21 protein-coding genes are annotated in these 17,050 nt (G+C 70.1%); 1 reads left to right on the top strand and 20 read right to left on the bottom strand.

What is annotated here, in order from left to right; translation table 11 throughout:
* Positions 1-14 precede the first annotated feature (14 nt).
* The 8 genes from FH609_RS02570 to FH609_RS02535 form a co-directional block, all read right to left on the bottom strand.
* Entirely contained in the window at positions 15-530 is a 516-nt protein-coding gene (locus FH609_RS02570; protein WP_226961348.1) for a hypothetical protein, read from the bottom strand.
* Entirely contained in the window at positions 511-756 is a 246-nt protein-coding gene (locus FH609_RS02565) for a hypothetical protein (RefSeq protein WP_139667568.1), read from the bottom strand. Before FH609_RS02565 ends, FH609_RS02570 begins: the two co-directional genes overlap by 20 nt.
* A 91-nt stretch (positions 757-847) precedes the next feature.
* A complete protein-coding gene (locus FH609_RS02560; RefSeq protein ID WP_226961347.1) occupies positions 848-1,402 on the bottom strand; it encodes a cell envelope biogenesis protein OmpA in 555 nt (184 codons plus the stop codon).
* Positions 1,403-1,668: 266 nt separating this feature from the next.
* Positions 1,669-2,316 carry a hypothetical protein gene (locus FH609_RS02555; RefSeq protein WP_139667567.1) on the bottom strand — a complete coding sequence of 216 codons (648 nt, stop codon included), beginning with the start codon at positions 2,314-2,316 and terminating at the stop codon, positions 1,669-1,671.
* Positions 2,317-2,548: 232 nt separating this feature from the next.
* Positions 2,549-3,577 (bottom strand): DUF932 domain-containing protein, encoded by a 1,029-nt coding sequence (locus tag FH609_RS02550; protein ID WP_139667566.1) that lies wholly within the window; start codon positions 3,575-3,577, stop codon positions 2,549-2,551.
* A gap of 219 nt (positions 3,578-3,796) precedes the next feature.
* Positions 3,797-4,486, bottom strand: a complete 690-nt coding sequence (locus FH609_RS02545) for a hypothetical protein (protein WP_139667565.1) — start codon at positions 4,484-4,486, stop codon at positions 3,797-3,799.
* A gap of 12 nt (positions 4,487-4,498) precedes the next feature.
* Positions 4,499-4,891 carry a hypothetical protein gene (locus FH609_RS02540; RefSeq protein WP_139667564.1) on the bottom strand — a complete coding sequence of 131 codons (393 nt, stop codon included), beginning with the start codon at positions 4,889-4,891 and terminating at the stop codon, positions 4,499-4,501.
* Positions 4,892-4,896: 5 nt separating this feature from the next.
* Positions 4,897-5,484 carry a hypothetical protein gene (locus tag FH609_RS02535; RefSeq protein ID WP_139667563.1) on the bottom strand — a complete coding sequence of 196 codons (588 nt, stop codon included), beginning with the start codon at positions 5,482-5,484 and terminating at the stop codon, positions 4,897-4,899.
* Here FH609_RS02535 and FH609_RS02530 point away from each other — a divergent pair.
* On the top strand, positions 5,483-5,680 hold the full coding sequence (locus tag FH609_RS02530) for a hypothetical protein (protein ID WP_139667562.1): 198 nt from the start codon (positions 5,483-5,485) through the stop codon (positions 5,678-5,680). The two genes, FH609_RS02535 and FH609_RS02530, sit on opposite strands and share 2 nt — an antisense overlap.
* A 214-nt stretch (positions 5,681-5,894) precedes the next feature.
* Here FH609_RS02530 and FH609_RS02525 read toward each other — a convergent pair whose 3' ends face one another.
* The 12 genes from FH609_RS02525 to FH609_RS02470 form a co-directional block, all read right to left on the bottom strand.
* The gene (locus FH609_RS02525) at positions 5,895-6,716 is read right to left on the bottom strand and encodes a hypothetical protein (protein WP_139707833.1); all 822 of its coding nucleotides are present in this window, start codon (positions 6,714-6,716) and stop codon (positions 5,895-5,897) included.
* A 471-nt stretch (positions 6,717-7,187) separates the two neighbouring features.
* Entirely contained in the window at positions 7,188-10,034 is a 2,847-nt protein-coding gene (locus FH609_RS02520; RefSeq protein ID WP_139667560.1) for a hypothetical protein, read from the bottom strand.
* A 15-nt stretch (positions 10,035-10,049) separates the two neighbouring features.
* Positions 10,050-10,502 carry a pilus assembly protein TadG-related protein gene (locus FH609_RS02515; protein WP_226961346.1) on the bottom strand — a complete coding sequence of 151 codons (453 nt, stop codon included), beginning with the start codon at positions 10,500-10,502 and terminating at the stop codon, positions 10,050-10,052.
* On the bottom strand, positions 10,499-10,957 hold the full coding sequence (locus tag FH609_RS02510; protein ID WP_226961345.1) for a TadE/TadG family type IV pilus assembly protein: 459 nt from the start codon (positions 10,955-10,957) through the stop codon (positions 10,499-10,501). Before FH609_RS02510 ends, FH609_RS02515 begins: the two co-directional genes overlap by 4 nt.
* Entirely contained in the window at positions 10,954-11,388 is a 435-nt protein-coding gene (locus tag FH609_RS02505) for a TadE/TadG family type IV pilus assembly protein (protein WP_226961344.1), read from the bottom strand. Before FH609_RS02505 ends, FH609_RS02510 begins: the two co-directional genes overlap by 4 nt.
* A gap of 7 nt (positions 11,389-11,395) precedes the next feature.
* Positions 11,396-11,599 carry a hypothetical protein gene (locus FH609_RS02500; protein WP_139667559.1) on the bottom strand — a complete coding sequence of 68 codons (204 nt, stop codon included), beginning with the start codon at positions 11,597-11,599 and terminating at the stop codon, positions 11,396-11,398.
* 26 nt (positions 11,600-11,625) lie between these two features.
* Positions 11,626-12,534 (bottom strand): type II secretion system F family protein, encoded by a 909-nt coding sequence (locus tag FH609_RS02495; protein WP_139667558.1) that lies wholly within the window; start codon positions 12,532-12,534, stop codon positions 11,626-11,628.
* A complete protein-coding gene (locus tag FH609_RS02490) occupies positions 12,531-13,388 on the bottom strand; it encodes a type II secretion system F family protein (protein WP_226961343.1) in 858 nt (285 codons plus the stop codon). The genes FH609_RS02495 and FH609_RS02490 overlap by 4 nt, the downstream gene beginning before the upstream one ends.
* Positions 13,385-14,641 carry a CpaF family protein gene (locus FH609_RS02485; RefSeq protein WP_226961342.1) on the bottom strand — a complete coding sequence of 419 codons (1,257 nt, stop codon included), beginning with the start codon at positions 14,639-14,641 and terminating at the stop codon, positions 13,385-13,387. The genes FH609_RS02490 and FH609_RS02485 overlap by 4 nt, the downstream gene beginning before the upstream one ends.
* 200 nt (positions 14,642-14,841) lie before the next feature.
* Positions 14,842-15,672, bottom strand: coding sequence for a chromosome partitioning protein (locus FH609_RS02480; protein WP_139667556.1), 831 nt, complete (start codon positions 15,670-15,672; stop codon positions 14,842-14,844).
* A complete protein-coding gene (locus FH609_RS02475; RefSeq protein WP_139667555.1) occupies positions 15,669-16,358 on the bottom strand; it encodes an SAF domain-containing protein in 690 nt (229 codons plus the stop codon). Before FH609_RS02475 ends, FH609_RS02480 begins: the two co-directional genes overlap by 4 nt.
* 42 nt (positions 16,359-16,400) lie before the next feature.
* Complete coding sequence (locus FH609_RS02470) at positions 16,401-16,679, bottom strand: hypothetical protein (RefSeq protein WP_139707830.1); 279 nt, start codon at positions 16,677-16,679, stop codon at positions 16,401-16,403.
* Positions 16,680-17,050 lie beyond the last annotated feature (371 nt).

The raw sequence follows: 17,050 nt of genomic DNA, 5'->3' as shown, positions 1-17,050 counted from the left end.
CTCCGTCGGTGACATCAGCCCCCGAGCGGCGGGACGTCTCGGTCTTCCGCTAGAGCGCGCAGCAGGGTCCAGCCGGGGGCGCGCTCACCTGGTGTGACCTCGCTGGTGAAGACCTCGGGGTCGCCGAAGACCGGTTCGCCGTCGGGCCGGCGGGTGTAGGGCACCAGCCCGTAGTCCACGCCGTCGTTGAGGTCGAAGGCGGTCCAGGTGATGGCCTCCTGTTCGCCTTCTCGAAGGGGGTGGTTGGAGACCGCCCGGGAGGCGATGCCATCGGAGGTGTGTAGCCATACCTGGGGAACGGCGAAGACCCATCGGTTGGCGTGAATGCGGTGGGCGTGATCGGCGGACCGGCGTTCGAACGCGGCAGCGGTTCGCTGATCGCGCAGGTAGTCGTAGTCGGAGAGGGCGAGCCTCCGTTCGCCTTGCAGGACCACGATGGCGGGACAGTCCCTGGCCCGGATGGCGCTCTCCATCCGGCCGACGACGTCGTCGAGCAACGCCAGCACGGCGTCAGTCGGCAGCGGGCCCACCCCCTCTCCGGATCTCCTGGCCCTTGTACTCGTGGTAGGCGCCCATGATCTCCACGGAGACACGCTCGCCCAGGTGCCCGAGGTACAACAACTGCCGCGTGATCTCGCTCCGCTGGTGGCGCGCCACCCTGGTCGGCGCGTCGTCCGGCTCCGCGCCGTTCAGCTTCTTCAGTTCCGCGAGCAGCTCCTCGGCTGTCTCCACGGCCTTGTCCAAGTCGATCCGCACCAGCTCTCCCTCCGCTCGGCTCGACGGCAGTCTGCCGCATCCCCGAGCGTGACAGGGAACCTCCGGCGAGGAGTGTTCACCTGCCCGGGAGCTACGGCACCTGATCGTCGTCGGGAGGCGGGGCCAGGAGGGCGCGCAGCAGGCCGAGTACTTCTTCGCGTTCGCGGCGTGGGGTCCTTCGGATGCTCCGCTTCCTCAGGACCCTGACGGCCAGGTCCAGGCCGAGGATGTCGCCGTCCGCGCCGGTCTGGAGCCTGTAGTGGTCGGGGCTGATCATCCAGGCGTCCCAATCGTCTGCCGGCGCTCCGGCCCGAGCGTCGTGGTCCGCCGGCGTGCTTTCGTCGGGGCAGGGGCAGGTGGGGTCGTCGCACGGGCGTCCAGCGGGGTGCCCGGCGATCGTGGGCGAGCGCCGGTAGTAGGGCGCGTCGCCGTTGAGCATCGGGCAGTGTTGCCGGGCGTACCCGAGGCACTCGGGGTGGACGGCGGGCTCGGGGGCGACCCCGGCCCGCACGTCCATCGGCCTCACGAGCAGGTAGATCCGCTCTTCAAGTGGTTCGCCGCAGATCTGACAGAGTCGGTGGACGAACGCGGCGCGGCGCCTGTCGGCGTCGATGGCGCCGAACACCACCCGTCCTGCGTGTTCCACGGTGATCCACGGCACCACGAGGCCGCCGCTCAGTGGTCGGTTCCGGCATCGGATCGGGATGGGTGGCCTGTTCATCGGGACTCGGCGGTCGGCTGGTGCAGTAGTTCACGTGCTGTGCTGGAGACTTGGAGGAGGCCGGTAGGAACACGGATGTCGGCAGCGTTCATCTGCCCCTTCTCTCCTTGTAGTTAACGCTTTGGTGCGCTGAACGGCCGTTGGCGGCTTGGCGTTCGCTCCCGTCGGAGCGGGCTCTTGAACCGGTGCCTTCACGCTGCGGGCGCCATGCCCGCACGGTGGGGAGCGGCCATGCGCCACGCGAGAGGTGCCGGACGGCGGGTGCCGGTGCCCGCTACGCGCGAGGTGTGGACGACCCAGGTGACCGCCTGCACCGTGCTGGGCAGCTCACCCAACCGGAGAGCGGCCCTGCGGTAGCAGTTGGCCAGCAGGTCGTAGCGGCGGGCGCTGGACAGGCCCCGCTCGCGCGCGCCGTAGGTGTGGCCGACGGCGACGTCGTGGGCGTGCCGGTCGATCACCACGGCGTCCGGGTCGGCGATGCGGCGGAAGAAGTGGCCGGTCTTCCGTTCCATGGGCAGGACGGACTCCGGATCCGCGCCGGCGAGGATCGCGGAGACCTTCATCAGCGCGTCGGCGACGTGTCCGCCGGACAGACCCGATCCACAGGCCGTGCGCGCCAACTCGACGTTATGTTCCCATGACTTGTTGGCGGACAGCGCGGCGATCACGCCCGCGCCGACCCGGGCGTCCCCACCCGTGAACGATGCGGCCAGGTCGTGAGCGGTGCGATACCACAGGCGCCCCTGGTGTTCCTGCTCGATGGTGGCCGAGTGCCACACCCCGATGATGTTGCGCACGAACTGGGCACGCCTGCGCACGGATACGTCGATGGGGATCATCGCTTCCTCCCTCCGGGAATGAACGGGGAACGGAAATCGACGGCTTGCGGGCAGGCAGAAGCCCTCGCCCGCGCCGAGGAACGGGGCGCGGTGCGTCGCCGTTGCCGACGGTGAGCGCGAACGCGCCAGACGACCGCCTGCCGGCTCTGGCGGGCGGTCGTCTTGGGTGATCGCGTGAGGCGACTCGGGTCCTGCCCGCGCTGGAGACGGCGGGGAGTCGGGCCGAGGTCGATCAGGTCGCGGGGGCCAGGTCGGGCACGTCCAGCACCCGGGAAAGGCTCACCAGCGTGCGATGGTGCAGCTGGTCGAAGTCGCCGGTCAGGGAACGCAGAGCGTTGCGCTCCGGCCGCGTCGCGCCGCGAACGACCTGCCCGTGGTGGGCGTAGGTGTTGACGGCCTGCACCACGCCGAACGCTGTGCCGCGCCAGGGCGCCACCCGCGCGTCGTTCTTCCACAGGTGCGTCAGGGACTCGCGCTTCCTCTCCACCAGCGTTCGTCCGCGCCCCAGCTTGGCAGGCAGCTCGGCGTGCGCGTGCAGGAAGTCCTGCCACTGCCGGTCGTCCACGTCGATCCGACACAGGCGCGCGACCTCGTCGGTGAACGAGTCGGCGACCCGGTACACGAGGTTCAGCGCGTCCCTGGCCTGGGCGAGCTTCAGCACCGACTTCCGCGAGTGCTTGACCTTGACCACCTGACCGGATTCCTTCAGAGCGGCGTGCATCGTGTTGTCGCACACCACGTTGGTCACGACGGGCTTGTAGGTCGTGGCCAGCGAGCCGTCAAAGGACGTCGTGGCCAGCAAGTGGGGACGGAATGTCACGCCTTCTGGCGTGACGACGTTCTCCGGTACCTCCACCGAGACCCAGGCCACGGCGCCCCCCTTCAACAGACCCGCTGAACCAACCGCAAGGTCGTCGTCGAGCAGCTGGGCGACCTTGTTCAACAGCCACTCGTCGTACGGGTGCGGTTCGTAGCCGGGACCGAAGTAGCCGAGGACGCGTCCGGTGTCACTGCGGGAGAACGCCACTCGGTCGTCGTCGCGCTCCGGGTATCCGGTGAGCGGACTCTTCACATAGACCTCGCTGGGCACTGACTCCCAGCCGAAGAGCCTGCGTCGGACGTCCTCGACCGGTATCGCGCCGGCGTAGTGGTTGGACTCGGTGCCCTGCATCCCGCGATGGTGATGCCAAGCGGTGCCCCGCTTCTCCGTGAAGCCGATCAACGTGTTCTTGTTCAACCATTCCAATGTTTCCAGAGACATGCCGAGTTGCCCTCTCCTTGGTTCTGATAAATGACGGGGAAAGAGAACGGAAACAGCGCGCTGTCCGCGTTATGGTCGTTGAGGGTGCCGGAAGCGGAAGGTGAGCAACGATGAGTGCCTGTAAGGGCGTTCACTCAAATACGGGCGGCTGAACCTGCCGATCGTCGATCGAGAGGAGGGAATTCCCCACTGGTTCTCGGCTCCGCCGCGCCCGACCCCTCACGGTCGGTAGGGACGCTTGTCGAGCGGTAGGGCCAGCAACCTCTCGTACCGGTTGGCGTACCGTTGGGAGACTTCCGCCAGCACCCGCTCGTCGGAGGCGCCGGGGTGCGCGGACTCGCGAAGGGTCGTGATGAAGCGGCTCACCAGAGCGGGAACGTCCCGGCTCTCCACATGCGGTTCGCAGTCCCAGCAGGCGTTCCACCGACCGTCCCCGCAGAGGCCACGTAGGGAAGCGTCGCTGCTGAGGGCGTCGCGTGGGACGGAGAACACCCACTGCGGATCCGGTGAGAAGCAGAAGTCGCAGCGGTGGTGGTCGGCATGGAGCTGGCAGATCCGGGCGAGCCGGTCCCTCATCTTCGCGGCGTCCCGGTGGGTGATGGCCAGTTCGACCCGGGAGTCCCATTCCGCCGCATCCAGATCAGTGACTTCTGACCACAGGGCGATGGTGATGGCGTCGCCGATGTCCCTGAACTCCAGGGTGTGACGGATCGGCCCATCCTGTCGCGCCCAGTACTCGCGCTCCTCTTCACCCGGATTTTCCTCATGAACATAGGTGTCGGTGATTTTCCTCTCCTCCTCTGAGGTGGTTCCCTGATCTGCGCCTTGACTTGCGGACCGGATTTCACCGTGGCCCGTGTGGCGGCAGTCCTCGTGCCCCTCACCGCTGCTCCCCTGCCCCTGCGGCACTACGGAGGCCCGTCACGCGACCAGGTGGCGGGCAAGCTCGCAGGCATCGGCGCCAAGCTCGATGCGGGCGCACCACACACGAACGTCCGGGCCTTCAGGTGGGCGAAAGGTCCAGCCGATCTCTCCCGTCCGTCGCAGGAGATCGGACGCGTCGCCATCAGCGAGACAGGACAGCGCTCCGTCTACGTCTCCGGCGACATCGCACCACGCGCACGGGGTGCCGTTCAGGTCCGGGCCGCACTCGCCATCGCAGCGCTCGTGGAAGTCGCTCTGCAAGAACCTGAGTTCGCTACTCAAAGCGTCCATCGCCCGGTCGAGGGAGTCAAAGCACTCCGGGGCGTTCTCCGGGAGGCATCCCGGGATGTTGCTGCCCAGGTGCAGGTGCGCAACCTTGCTATCCGTCATCACGCTCAACGCCCGAGGTAGGCGAGATCCGGCACGCCTTGCAGAGAATCTGGGCCTTCAAAGGCCAGCGCCGGCAACGGCATCCTGTCCACCGACCGCAACTCCCGCTCGATGCGCGCTAGAACATCGTTGTCGTCGAGCTGAGTTGGGGTCGCGTTCTCCTCCGGTGCCCTCGGGGACATCGCGCCCTGATCCCCACAACCAGCCGTCACGCACAGATCCGGCATGTGCGCCGGATGCATCCCAGAGCCGACGTTCTGATACGCCGTTCCCGGATAGTCGCGTAGAAAGCCCGACTCACCTCGGTAGGTCTGCAACGCGGTGCGCACCGTGGCGTCCGGGGCCAGGGCGAACATCTGCCGCAAGACATCACGCACCACGTGCCAGCAGGCGTAGGGGCCGTGGCGTCCGGACGCCGACGTTCGCGCTCCCTGCCCCCGGCTGTCCGAGACGCGCAGGCGCGCCACGATCGCGTTTCGCTGCCGCACAGGGTGCGCGTCTCCTGCGACGGTCACGTTGCCGCCGTAGCTTCTGTCCGAGACTTCCTCGGTGATCGCGGAGAAGTCACCGAGTGATATCCCTCGAATATTCATGATCCTCCCTCAGGTACTCAATCCCGACCCGCATCCGGAGATACATCAGCGTCGCTCCTTACTTGAATACGGCAGCAAGAAGCGTTCGATCGTCGAGGCCGAGAAGAACTTTCCCAGCATGTTGCGCACGGCACGCTTCGTTTGCCTGCCGTCCGCGACGTTCGATGCGATGCTCTACTTGAATACGGGGCCCTGAGCGGACCGATCGTCGATCTGATGAGGAAAAAACTTCGAGATCTCCTCCCACCTGCGCCGATCACGTTCGGAGGCACCCCCGAAAATGAACGCCGCGAACGGCGCCAGCAGGGCTGCCGTGCAGCCGGATGGAATCCCGTTTCTTCTTTTCGGGCATGGGTGTTCCCGGGGATCGCATGAGACAGCGCGACCCCCGGGAACAGAAGCTCTGGGAACTACCGTCGGCGCGCCGACTCGTAGATCATGTCATCGCGCACTGAATCAAGGGCGGCACGCAGTTCTTTCCACTCGCGCCGCGCATCGTCACGGGTACGCCTCACCTTGTACCGGGAATCTCGACGGCCACCCCTGAGTTCCTGTGCGGTTCTGCTGATAACTCCCGCACGGCCGAGATCATCCGCATTCCCCGCAAAGCGCAACATCACGCCGAGAGTCGGGTACTCGCTCCCGTCGCCCCAGGCGGCGCGGAAGATCGACTCGCTCTGCCCTGACACATACGGAGTCACCGCAAGCGAGGTCAGGGTGTCGGCGTGGGGAACTCCCCGCATGAGCTGGGCGCCTGGCATCGTGTCGATCTCCTCCGGGGCCACGTCCAGCCGGTACCCGTTGCGCGCGGCCGCATCGCGAACAGCCCAGCGCTGAAGGGTTGTACGGGTGACCACGATCACCCATCCGTCCCTTCGCTCGTACTGCCACGCCGAGACTGCACGGGTGGCCGTCCAGAGCGCGGCGGGTTCACAGGTATCGATGATCTTGGCCAGACGCTTGGCGAAGATCAGCACCGCGTCTTGCGTCACGTCGGCGCTGACATCGTCGGTGCCGTACCGCGCCCTTCCGCCCGGTGCCACGGTGGCGCTGCCGTCCATGCGCTTGCGCGACCGGGTGGAATCAACGACACGGCAGTAACGCTGTGCCAGGTCCTGAAGAGACCGGAAGTCATCCTCGTTCACCCGGGCCATGTCTTCGGGAGAGATAGCGTCCCAGCCCCGCCCCGGTTCTGTGCCCGCTGTCGCGGAAATCCGCTCAGCCATGGTCATACTCCGTTCATTCGCGACGCCGCACTTTGCGTTACGCCTCGATAGTTCGTTTCTACCATATGCAGGTGCGAGAAAAACACCCCTCGACGACAAGAAATTCGAGATCCTTCGGTCACGACTTGGACCGATGACAGCAACAACAATGAGAGACATTCCAGCACGCCACACCGGAAAGGAATAACCAGCCAGACGCAGGCCAAAAATCGAATCCATCGACCGTCAATCGACAAAATCAATTGCGCGAGAATGCTCGATGAATCAAAGGGGCGGCGGCAGCACTCCACCATGCAGAACTATTTTTCACACACCTCGGGGGTAAGTCGGGTGCCACGCAGGAAGAGGCTGCACGCCTTCGACCTGCACCAAGGAGCAGCGACAAGGCTTCCTACCTGGGAGGCATACAGACAGGAATTGAGATCAGAAGGCAGACCGGCACCTGGATAGGGGGTAGCCCCCGGACGCGTGCCCTTCTTATTGGGGTTCGTGTGCACGACGCGGGAGGGAGTTCCGCACGGACTCGAAGAACGAGAGCGTCTCCGGGCTGGGCTGTTCGTCGATCTCAGCCAGGGCGGTGGTGAGAAGCGCCAGGGTTCGCGGAATGCTGTCGGGCTGGTCGAGATGATCCTGAAGGCGGGCAATCTCCCGGTAGAGGCTTTCGTTGTAGGGGTCCAGTCTGCGGGCCCTCTCCAGGAGATCGAGCGCCCTTTCCGGGTCGGCAGACCGCAGCGACCGGATGAGAGAGCTGTACGCGTTCAGGATGTCTCGACGCAGTGCTTCCCTCGGGGCGTCGAGCCAGTCGCTCGCGAGGTCGGCCGCCAGGTCGCCTTGGTACAGGTCGCCGATGCGTCCCAGGGCAGCCTGCTGTCCCTCGGTCGTCTCGGCCCGAAAGTCGGCGAGTTCCCTCTGGACGTCCCACAGGTCCACGGCGACGATGTCGGTTTCCAGGCTGTAGTGGCCGTCGCGGTGGCGAATGACGTTCCCGAGCGACGCGTCTTCACCGGTCAACGCCTTGCGGAGTTGGCTGACGGTGGCGTGGAACGCGTTGTGTGGTCGCCGGGCTTCCGGCCAGAGGGCGGCGCACAGGACATCCCGGTGAACGCCATCGGGGTGGAGGGCCAGGAAGGTGAGCAGGTCGCGGTGGCGCGGGGCCAGTGGAATGTCGGTCGCGCCGGCCCCGTCGGGCTGTCGGGTGATGCGGGTGCGGCCGAGGACGGAGAGCCGCAGAGCGCGGGAAGCGGTGTGCTGACCGGACGGATCCTTCTCACCGAGGCCGGTGTTGGGCGCGCCCTCCGGGCGAGCAAGGGAGGGCAGTGGCGGCGAGAGCGCGGAGCCAACTGCGGTCTCGTCGGCGTCACTTGGGCCGGTAGGAGGTGCGGCTCCAGCTGGCGCGAGTTGGCGTGGGGCGGGTGGCTCCGTCGTCGGAGCGGTCGGTTGCCCGAGCAGTTGGAGGAGTTGCTGGGCGTCGGTCTCCGGGAGGGTGAACAGTCGGGCGTCGGCGGCGAGGGGCTCGGCGACGGCGTGGTTGGCGGCGGCCACGGTGCCGTCCTCCCGAACGCGGATGGTGGCGCCGGGGTGCCAGGGCCCCAGCAGCACCCCGGTCAGGCCGAGGACGGAGCCGTTCTCCAGCACCGACTGCGTGCGCCGTGCCGCGTCCTGTCTCGGGGTGGCCAGCAGGATGAGTTCACCGGCGGGGATCGCGCCGGGCTCGTCGCGGCTGCGAGTGAGCAGCTCGCTTTCCAGCACGTCGAGGGCCTCTCCCAGGTCGCGTGTGACATGCAGCCGGGGCGGGTGTGGCGGACCGGCGGCGTCCGGGCCGAGCAGCAGAGCGAGGTCTTCGGCAGGGACGAGCAGGCGTGCTTCGCCTGCGTCGGGTCGGTGGTGGTCGGCGAGCAGGGAGATCAGGAGCGCGCGGGCGGCAGGTCGGGTGCCGGGCCCGGTGAGGCCGAGTCCACGGAGGCGGGCCAGGTCGAGCGCGAACGCCCGCCCGTCGCGAAACCCGGCGGCTGGCCGGCCGTCGATGGCAGCGTCTCGGGCGAGGTTCCGTGCCCGGTCCCGCAGCACGGCTTCGGAAACGGGGACGGCCGGAGGGAGCGGAACGGCGAGCGTGGTGGGCGGCAGCTCGATGTCGTCGCCCTCCGCAGGCGAGGTGGGGCGCGCGCGTTCGTGGGCGAGGCGCAGAGTGCGCACGATGGGCGCCATGGCCGGGTCTTCGCCGGGCCGTTGGCCGGGGCTTCCGGGGCGGTAGCGGATGCGGCGGCGCAGGCGGATGGTGCACCAGGCGGCCGTGGTCAGGGCCGCGAGTCCGAGGCCGACGAAGGCCCCGGTGGGCGTCACCACTCCGTGGTCGTCCTCGGGTTCGACGGCGTCGGGGATCGCGGGCTCCGTTGGTGCGGGCTGGGCGGGCGTGGTCGGGGGCGGCGTGGGGAACGCGTCGGCCTCGTCCGACGGTTCCTCAGGGTCGGCCGGCGGCGCCTGCTCGTTGGCCTGGTCGCGCTCGCGGTCGTCTCCGGCCTCGTTCTCGGGGTGTTCCGGGGTGGGAGGGTCCGCGTCCGGCGGCAGGTTCAACACCCAGCCGGGGCGGATGAGGTCGGGGTGGGTGAGGGAACGCCCGTCGGCCTGGCGCCGGTTCTCGTTGAGGGTGAAGATCTCCGGCCAGCGGGCGCCATCGCCGAGGGCGCGGTCGGCGATGCGCCAGAGGCTGTCGTGCACACCGTCCCGTGGGGGAAGCACGGTTACGGTGCCGGGTTCGTCGAGCTGAGCAGTGGCCGACGCGGTGTCGCGCACGAGGAACGAGGTGGCGACCGTCGAGACGGCGGGGGCGTTTCGGCCCTCGGTGCCCGTGGGGTCGGGCTGGGTGACGAGGACCGCAGGCGTGGCCGGGGCTGGCCGGGGCGCCGGCGCCAAGGGCCCGAGGGTGAGCATCCCGATGAGCGCGGCGGCCAACGCGTGCGTCGGGGAACGGTGTAGCCGTGGGCGCGGCACCGTGGAGGCAGCGTCGCGCGCGCTGCGGGCGACGTCGAGCGTGAACAGGCCCCATACCGGCCACAGCACACACGCCAGGATCCGCAGGATGTCGCGGGTCGAGAGCGGGGTGGTGAGGACGGTGGTGAGTTCCTCGCGGCTGGGGATGCGTGTGGGGAGGGGCCAGCCGATGAAGTGGGCCAGGCCCCAGGGGACGCCGGCGAGCAGCACCGCGAGGGCGACGGCGGCCAGGGCGGAGCGGAGAAGGCGCGCGGCGAGGCGCAGCGGCCGGAGCGCGCGCGGAGTTGGCCGCGTTCGGAGGGGCTGACGTGCTTCTCGGTGCGCGGTTCCGGGCATGGTGGAGGCGTCCTTCTATTCCGGGGTGCTGATACCCGGCTGAGGCTGGGCGGTGCCGACGGCCGTGACGGTCAGTTCGTCAATGCCCAGGAGGTGGAGCAGCTGGGTGTCCTGAGCGGTGGTGACCGTGACGGTGACGGTGTCCTCCGTCGCGTTCACGGTGCCGTCCGTTCCGATGTCGGTCAGGTAGTCCTGGGCGAGTTGGCGGGCCTGGGCGGGGTCGAGGCGGATGGTGCCGTCCGCACGGTAGGCGGCCAGGTCCAGGGCCTGGGCGCCGGCCCGTGCTGCCTCCTGCGCCTCGCCCAGGCAGCGGTTCTTCGCGGCCAGGGCCAGGCCGCCGTCCAGGGCGAGTCCGCCGAAGGACATCAGAGCGACCATCAGCGGGAGGACGAACGCGGTGATCCGGCCAGCGTCGCCCCGCGCTGCTCGTCGCCAGGGGCGCGGGGCGGGGATCTTCATGCTGATCATCCGGTGGCGCCACGGTAGACATCGACGGGGGCGGTGAACTCCGCGCTGAGGGTGGTGCTTCCGGGCAGCGGCAGGAACGCGAGGTCCTGGAGGCCGACGGTGCAGGTCAGCGTCACGGTGACGGTGGAACCCGCGTCCAGGCTGCCGTTGAGGTCCACATCGACGTGCTGGCAGGCGAGGCCGGCGTTCTCCAGCGCGGCGGTCGCGGCGGTCTCGGCATTGTGCAGGGCGTGGGCCGGGGTGCGGGCCTGGCTGGCGGATCGGGCGGCCTGGTGCGCGGCGTCGTCGATGCGCATCCTGCTCTCGGCGCCCCGGGTGGAGTAGACGACGACGTAGAGCACGAGGATCAGCACGGGCAGGAGCAGCACCAGTTCGGCAGACGCCGAGCCCCGGTCCCTCAGGTGGGACGGCCGATGAACGTGCGGGCGCCACGCGACCGGCCCCGGGGAGGTCACGGCGTCGCCTCGGGTGCGGGCTGGAACTCCTCGGTGGGGCCCGCCGCTTGGGCGTGGACCGGGAGTTCGAGGAACGGGAGGACGCTCAGGGCGTTGCCGTCCACCCACACCTCGGTCTGGGCGGTTCCCCGTTCGACGGTGACGGTGGCGTTCCGCAGGGGCCCGTTGCCCAGCTGGTCCAGCACGGACCGTGCCGCGCGGTGCCCGTCGGCGGCGGTGCCGTGGTGGGAGCGGGCGGCGGCCAGGCCCTGGGAGGCTGCCGCCTGCGCGGCGTGCACCGCGTGTCCCCACACCGCGACGTTCGCGACCAGCAGGATCAGCGTCATGAGGACGGGGAAGACGACCACGGTCTCGGCGATGGCGGCGGCGCCTCGGTCAGACCGTAGCGCCGCCGGCCAGTGCCGGGGCGGTCGTCGGGGAAGGGTGGCCACAGCGTGCTCAGGGGGCGCTCGGATTGGTGAAGTTGATGTTCTCGGCCGCCGCCTGGATCTCGTCGCTGAAGATCAGGCCGACGCCGGCGCCGACGCCGACCAGGGCGGCGGTGAGGATCACGGCCTCGGTGCTGTAGCCGCGATCATCCGCCGCGAGGCGGCCGAGGAAGACGACGAGGCGGGCTCTCAGCCTGAGCAGGTGGTCGTTCATTCTGGTTTCTCCCTCTCGTGGTGGAGCTAGAGCGAGCCGCTGATGTGGGCCATGGCGGCGTAGACGATGAACAGCACGAACGCGAGGGCCATCAGCGAGGTGGGGAACGCGGTGCGTTCGTTGGCGGCGGTGGCGGCGGCTTCCGCTTCGGAGGTGGCTCGGGCCCGCAACGCTGCGGCCTTCGCGGCCAGGGAGGCGCGCACCTTCGCGCCTTCGGTCCCGGCGAGCGTCAACGCCGCGCTCAACTCGGACAGTTCGGCGATCCGCAGTTCGTCGCCGAGCTGGCCGAGGGTCTCCCAGGGGGAGGCGCGGGTGAGTTCGGCGGTGGTCAGGGCGCGGCGCAGCTGGCGGAAGGACCAGCTGTCGCTGAGGTCTGCGGCGTTGTGCAGGGCGCCCAGGACGCCGGAGCCGCCGGCCAACAGGATGTGGACGAGGTCGAGGTAGGCGGACAGGGCGTGGCGGAACGCGGCGCGGCGGCGGGCGGCCTCCGCCCGGACGGACAGTTCGGGGAGCAGCAAGCCGGCGACCGCGAGGGCGATCGAGACCCCGGCGGGCATGACCCACCCCGACTCGGTGCCACCCAGGGCCGCGAGGCTCGTGAAGACGGCCGGGAGCAGCAGCCCGGCCAGGGCGAGAGTGGCCTGGTCCGCGAGGTGGGTGTCGATGGAACGGCCGGTGATGGCCAGGTCGCTGGCGAGTCCGGGGCGCGGCAGGCCGAGGGCGCGCAGCACGGGGATGACCGGCCGGCCCAGGCGTGTTGCCCACCCGTCGGCCGCCGGCTCGTCGGCGAGGGCGAGGACGGGCCGACGCGTTCCTCCGTCCGCCCGGACGATCGCCACCAGACTGGCCAGCGCGGGACGGGGTGGCCACAGCCATACCGCCAGCACCCACAGGCCCAGGCCGACGCCGGCGGACAGCAGCAGGATGTCGGTCAACGTCTCCCGCCTCTCGCTGTCGCCGTGAGGAAGGGGGCGGGCGCCTCGATGCGGCCCAGGCGCACGAGCCAGACCAGGGCGATGGTGATGATGGCGGCGATCAGCAGCAACACGGCCTGCCCGCCGACGCCGTTGTACGGGTCGAGGAACTCCCGGTTGAACAGCACCAGTCCGGCGATGAAGGCGAACGTGGTGCCGGTGACGATGCGCACGGTGGTGCGCACGCGGGCCTGGGCGGCGGACACCCGACGGCGCATCTCGACCTGGGATCGGGCGGTCTCGGCCAGCGCGCCGAGGCGGGGGGCGAGCTGGCGGGCCTGGTGCCGAGCGGAGAGGATCAGCACGCTGATGACCAGGTCTGCGGTCGGGTCGGCCAGCTTCTGTGCCAACCGCCGCAGCGCGAGGTCGAGTTGGGCTCCGGCTTTGAGTTCGTCCGCCAGGGCGCGCACATGGGGCCGGATGGTGTCCGGGGCCGTGCTGGCGGTCGCGGTGATCGTCTGTTCCAGGCCGGCGCCGGCCGCGAGGGTGTCCCGCAGCATCTCGGCCCAGCCGGCTACGGCCTCGATCAGTGCGGTCTCCTTCTCTCCGGCCGAACCACCGTTCAGGCGGGGCAGGTTCCACACGGCGGCAGCGGCCAGCGGGCCGGCGACGGGCCACCGGGTCAGCGCCAGGGCGGCGAGCCCGGCAGCGACGGCGGCCAACGTCCAGGACCGAGCGTGGAGCCGCCGGCGCCGGCTGCGGCGTGGCGCGGGGAGGGAGCCGGCCATGGGCTGGCGCCCGACGACGGTCACCAGGAGCGCCCCGAGGCCAACTCCCACGCCGCACAGGCCGAGCAGGGCGGTTGCGGCGTTCACGCTCGCCACCTCTCCCCCAGGTCCGGGGAGAAGCCCGCCGAACGCAGTTCGTCCAGCGTCTCCGTCCGCATGGGGACTCCGACGGTCGCGAGCCGATGGGGGCCTGGGCGGAAGATCTCGTTCGAGATGATCTGCCGTTCGTCGGCGCCGATGACCTCGCGGACCGAGGAGACCACGCGCCGGTGCTCGGCACCGCGCGGGCGATCCAGGTGCACCACGAAGTGGACCGCCGAGGCGATGAGCAGGTTGGTGGCCTCGATCGACAGCCGCTCGCCCGCCTGCGCCGCGTAGGCGGCCAGCTTGGTGAACGCTCCCGCGCTGGAGGAGGCATGGATGGTGCCCAACGAGCCGTCGTTGCCCTGCGACATGGCGTTTGCCATCGGCACAACTTCGGCACCGCGAACCTCGCCGACGATGACCCGGTCGGGCGACATCCGCAGCGCCCAGCGCACCAGTTCGGCCAACGGAACCTCGCCCTCGCCCTCGATGTTGGCCTCCCGAGCCTGGAGCGCCACCACGTCCGGGTGGGCGTGGAGGTCGGCGTCGAGGCCGAGTTCGAAGGTGTCCTCGATGGTGATGAGCCGTTCCTCGCGGGGGATCTCGGCGGCCAGCGCGCGCAGCAGCGTCGTCTTGCCCATCCCGGTTCCGCCGGTGACGAGGATGTTCTTGCGCGCCCGGACCATGGCGGCAAGCAGGGACTCCAGCTGGTGGTCGATCGTGCCGAGCGCGCGCAGCTCGCTCAGGCTGACCCGCTGGTAGCGGTGGCGGCGGATCGCCAGGGACGGACGCGCGGAGACACCCATCACGGCGAAAGCCCGCTCGCCCCCGGGGAGTTGGAAGGAGACGCCGGGGCTGCCCCGGTCGAAGTGCCGTTCCTCCACGCCGCCTCGGCTCGCGAGGCCGCGCACCAACCGCACCAGGTCCTCGTCCGAGCCGGCGACCGGCGCCACCTGCTCGCGCCGTCCGTCGGCGTAGCGCACGAAGACGCGGTCGGCCCCGTTGATGTTGATGTTCTCGATGGCCGGGTCGCGCAGCAGCGGTTCCAGTCCGCCCATCCCGAAGATCTCGTCCAACACCGAGGCGATGACTGCTTGTTCATCCTGGTCCGAGACGATGCGTCGGCCACGGCTGAGCAAGTGGCCGGCGTACTCCTCGGCCGCGTCCCGTAGAACGTCCTCGGCCTGCGCGCGACGTTCCTCGGCCGACGGCTGGGGTCCCTCGTCTCGGCTGTCCGCGCGGTCCTGGCCAGACAACGGCGTGGCGAGTTCCTGACGCAGGAAGCGGCGCAGCCCTTCGACCGCGTCGTCTTGGGAGAGCCATGACCCTGCGCTCGTGGTCGCCTCAGGAAGGGGGAGGGCCGGTGGACGGGGCGGCAACTCCGGTGGCACCGGGCGGATGAGGCCGTCAGCGGGCCGGACGCGGCGGCGCTCGGAGGTGGGATCGGCGAAGTCGGTCATCGCGGAATCCGATGCGTCGCGTTCGGGACGGTGTTCGCGCCCTCCGGCTGGTCGGGCGCCGGGGAGTCGCCGGTCGGCACCGCAACCGCCAGGGCGTCCCGGGCAACGCGGGCCGCGAGTTCGGCGGCGGCGCGTCCCAGCCGCGAGCGCCCGGGAGCCGAGCGGGGCGCGGGCTGTCCGCCGAATGCCCGGGCTCCGGCAGGGTCGTGCGGTATCCGGCCGGCCACGTGCACCCCGAGTTCGTCAGTGCCCAGCGCCTGGGTGATCTCGTCGGTGGGGTAGCCGGGGCCGACCAGCACCAGCCTCGGGCGGCGCGACCAGCCGGCAACGGGGCGCACCATGACCGCGAGGTGGGCGAGGGCCTCGTCGGTGGCGCCGGCCACCAGCAGCAGCACGTCCGCCTCTCGAACGACGTCCAACGCCGGGGAATCGGCATCGACCCGGCCGCAGTCAGCGATGACCGCCACACCGGGGCGGGAGGTCGCCCGCCGCAGCAGCGACCCGTGCGGTCCGACCGTCAACTCCCCGAGGGCAGCGCGGGCTTGCCCCGCCGCAGGCGGCCCGGCGACCACCGGCAGTCCACCGGACAGCCGCTGGGTGTGCTGCCAGATCAGGCCGGCGTCTTCGCCCGCCCGGCGCCCGGCGGCGGCGAGGGTGACCAGGCCGGGGTTGAGTTCCAGCCGGTAGCGGGCCATAAGATCGCCACCGGCCGGGTCGCACTCCACCACCACGGGTTGCCCACCGGCAGGCCACCCGGCCGCCATCGCCACCGCGCTGGTCGTAACACCCGGCGCCCCCTTCAGGCTGCACAACGCCACCACGGTCACGACGCACTCCCGGCGACGACGACGAGATGGAGGTCCTCGGTGGGCCAGGCCGCCATCGCCTGGGCGTCCTCGACGTCCAGCTGCACGGTGGCGACGGCCTTCTGACCATCCCCGGTGTCCTCGATCGCGGTCACCACGGCGGTCCACGACGTGCCGGGCCAGCTCTCACCTCCGGCCGTGGTCCCCTCGGCCTGCCCGGCCACGATGTCCACCGTGCTGCCGGGCTGGAGCCCGGGAGGAAACTGGCCCCGTTCCAGCGGCACGGCGGTCACCGCCCGGCCGGCCGGCGGCACGAGCGGATCGCCCAGCGCCTCCGGGCTGAGGATCGTGCCGGCCGGCAGGCTGTAGGCGACCGGCTGGCCCGCCACATCCGGCAGCGCGCCGGCCCTGATGACCTCAACCCCCGGGTCGAGGGCCAGACTCACCTCCCTGAGATCTCCGGCGCTGATCTTCTGCCCCACCGTCACCGGCCGCGCGAGAACGAGAACGGCCTCGCGATCCCCGAGTTGGGAGGCGACCAGCACCCCGCCCAGCCCACAGCCCAGCACCAGCAGCACACCCACCAACAGGTAGGGCACCTGCCGCCGCCGGGCGACCCCGGTCAGCCTCGGCCGCTCCCGGCCCGTAGGCGGATCGACGGGTACGGAGCCGCTGCGCGAAACGGACGTCACCGCGCTGGAACTCATGGAGAACTCCCTTCCTCAGGCTTGTTCAAGGAGGTCAGGCGGTCAGTTGAGCGCGTGGCTTTCCAGTACGCGGAAGGAGGTGGCCGCCTCGGTGGCCAGCCCTGGGAACTCCCCGGACTCGCCAGCTCCCGCCCAGGCCACCGTCCACCTCACCTCGACGGAGACCGGATACGCCTCGCCGGGCTGGTCGGCCGAGGAGGAGCGGTAGGTGTGACCACAGTCCGGCGACGACCGCTCCGGGGCGCCCCGCGCCTGGTACGGCGTACCGGGGCCCTCGCAGACCACCTCGCTGCCGTCGCCCATCGACCACGTCACGGACAACGGCGTCGCCACGGCGGTCACCGAGACACCGGGAACGGACGCCGTCGCGGAGATCTCCTCCCCCGTTATCTTTTTCGCGGTCCTGCAATGGGGCCGCTGGCCTCTGGGCTCGGTATGACTGTTGCCCCCTGTCGAAGGCATGACCTGGGGGGTGGTGTCGCCGGGACCCGGGGGTGTTCGTCGGAGACGCTGATCAGAGGTCCGGCCACCGTCCGGTCCGGTGCAATGCCGGACAGCTCGCGGGCGGCAGGTCTGCATAACGTGGCTGCGCGAGCACGACACCCAGGCCGAGGCCGGCACCGTCAACACCCCTGGAAGGGTGCGATGTTCGAGATCGACAACGTGGGCGTGTTCCTCGGCCTGGACGTCGG

It is taken from the genome of Streptomyces sp. 3MP-14 (assembly GCF_006334905.2).
GTDB lineage: Bacteria > Actinomycetota > Actinomycetes > Streptomycetales > Streptomycetaceae > Streptomyces > Streptomyces triticirhizae.
This window is presented reverse-complemented; position numbering and strand designations above follow the sequence as displayed.

What these genes read in the sequence shown, in the direction of transcription:
- FH609_RS02550 (WP_139667566.1), bottom strand. Translation starts at nt 3,577, where the DNA reads ATGTCTCTGGAAACATTGGAATGGTTGAACAAGAACACGTTGATCGGC.
- FH609_RS02500 (WP_139667559.1), bottom strand. Translation starts at nt 11,599, where the DNA reads ATGAACGACCACCTGCTCAGGCTGAGAGCCCGCCTCGTCGTCTTCCTC.
- FH609_RS02555 (WP_139667567.1), bottom strand. Translation starts at nt 2,316, where the DNA reads ATGATCCCCATCGACGTATCCGTGCGCAGGCGTGCCCAGTTCGTGCGC.
- FH609_RS02525 (WP_139707833.1), bottom strand. Translation starts at nt 6,716, where the DNA reads ATGACCATGGCTGAGCGGATTTCCGCGACAGCGGGCACAGAACCGGGG.
- FH609_RS02535 (WP_139667563.1), bottom strand. Translation starts at nt 5,484, where the DNA reads ATGAATATTCGAGGGATATCACTCGGTGACTTCTCCGCGATCACCGAG.
- FH609_RS02475 (WP_139667555.1), bottom strand. Translation starts at nt 16,358, where the DNA reads ATGAGTTCCAGCGCGGTGACGTCCGTTTCGCGCAGCGGCTCCGTACCC.
- FH609_RS02515 (WP_226961346.1), bottom strand. Translation starts at nt 10,502, where the DNA reads ATGATCAGCATGAAGATCCCCGCCCCGCGCCCCTGGCGACGAGCAGCG.
- FH609_RS02520 (WP_139667560.1), bottom strand. Translation starts at nt 10,034, where the DNA reads ATGCCCGGAACCGCGCACCGAGAAGCACGTCAGCCCCTCCGAACGCGG.
- FH609_RS02540 (WP_139667564.1), bottom strand. Translation starts at nt 4,891, where the DNA reads ATGACGGATAGCAAGGTTGCGCACCTGCACCTGGGCAGCAACATCCCG.
- FH609_RS02530 (WP_139667562.1), top strand. Translation starts at nt 5,483, where the DNA reads ATGATCCTCCCTCAGGTACTCAATCCCGACCCGCATCCGGAGATACAT.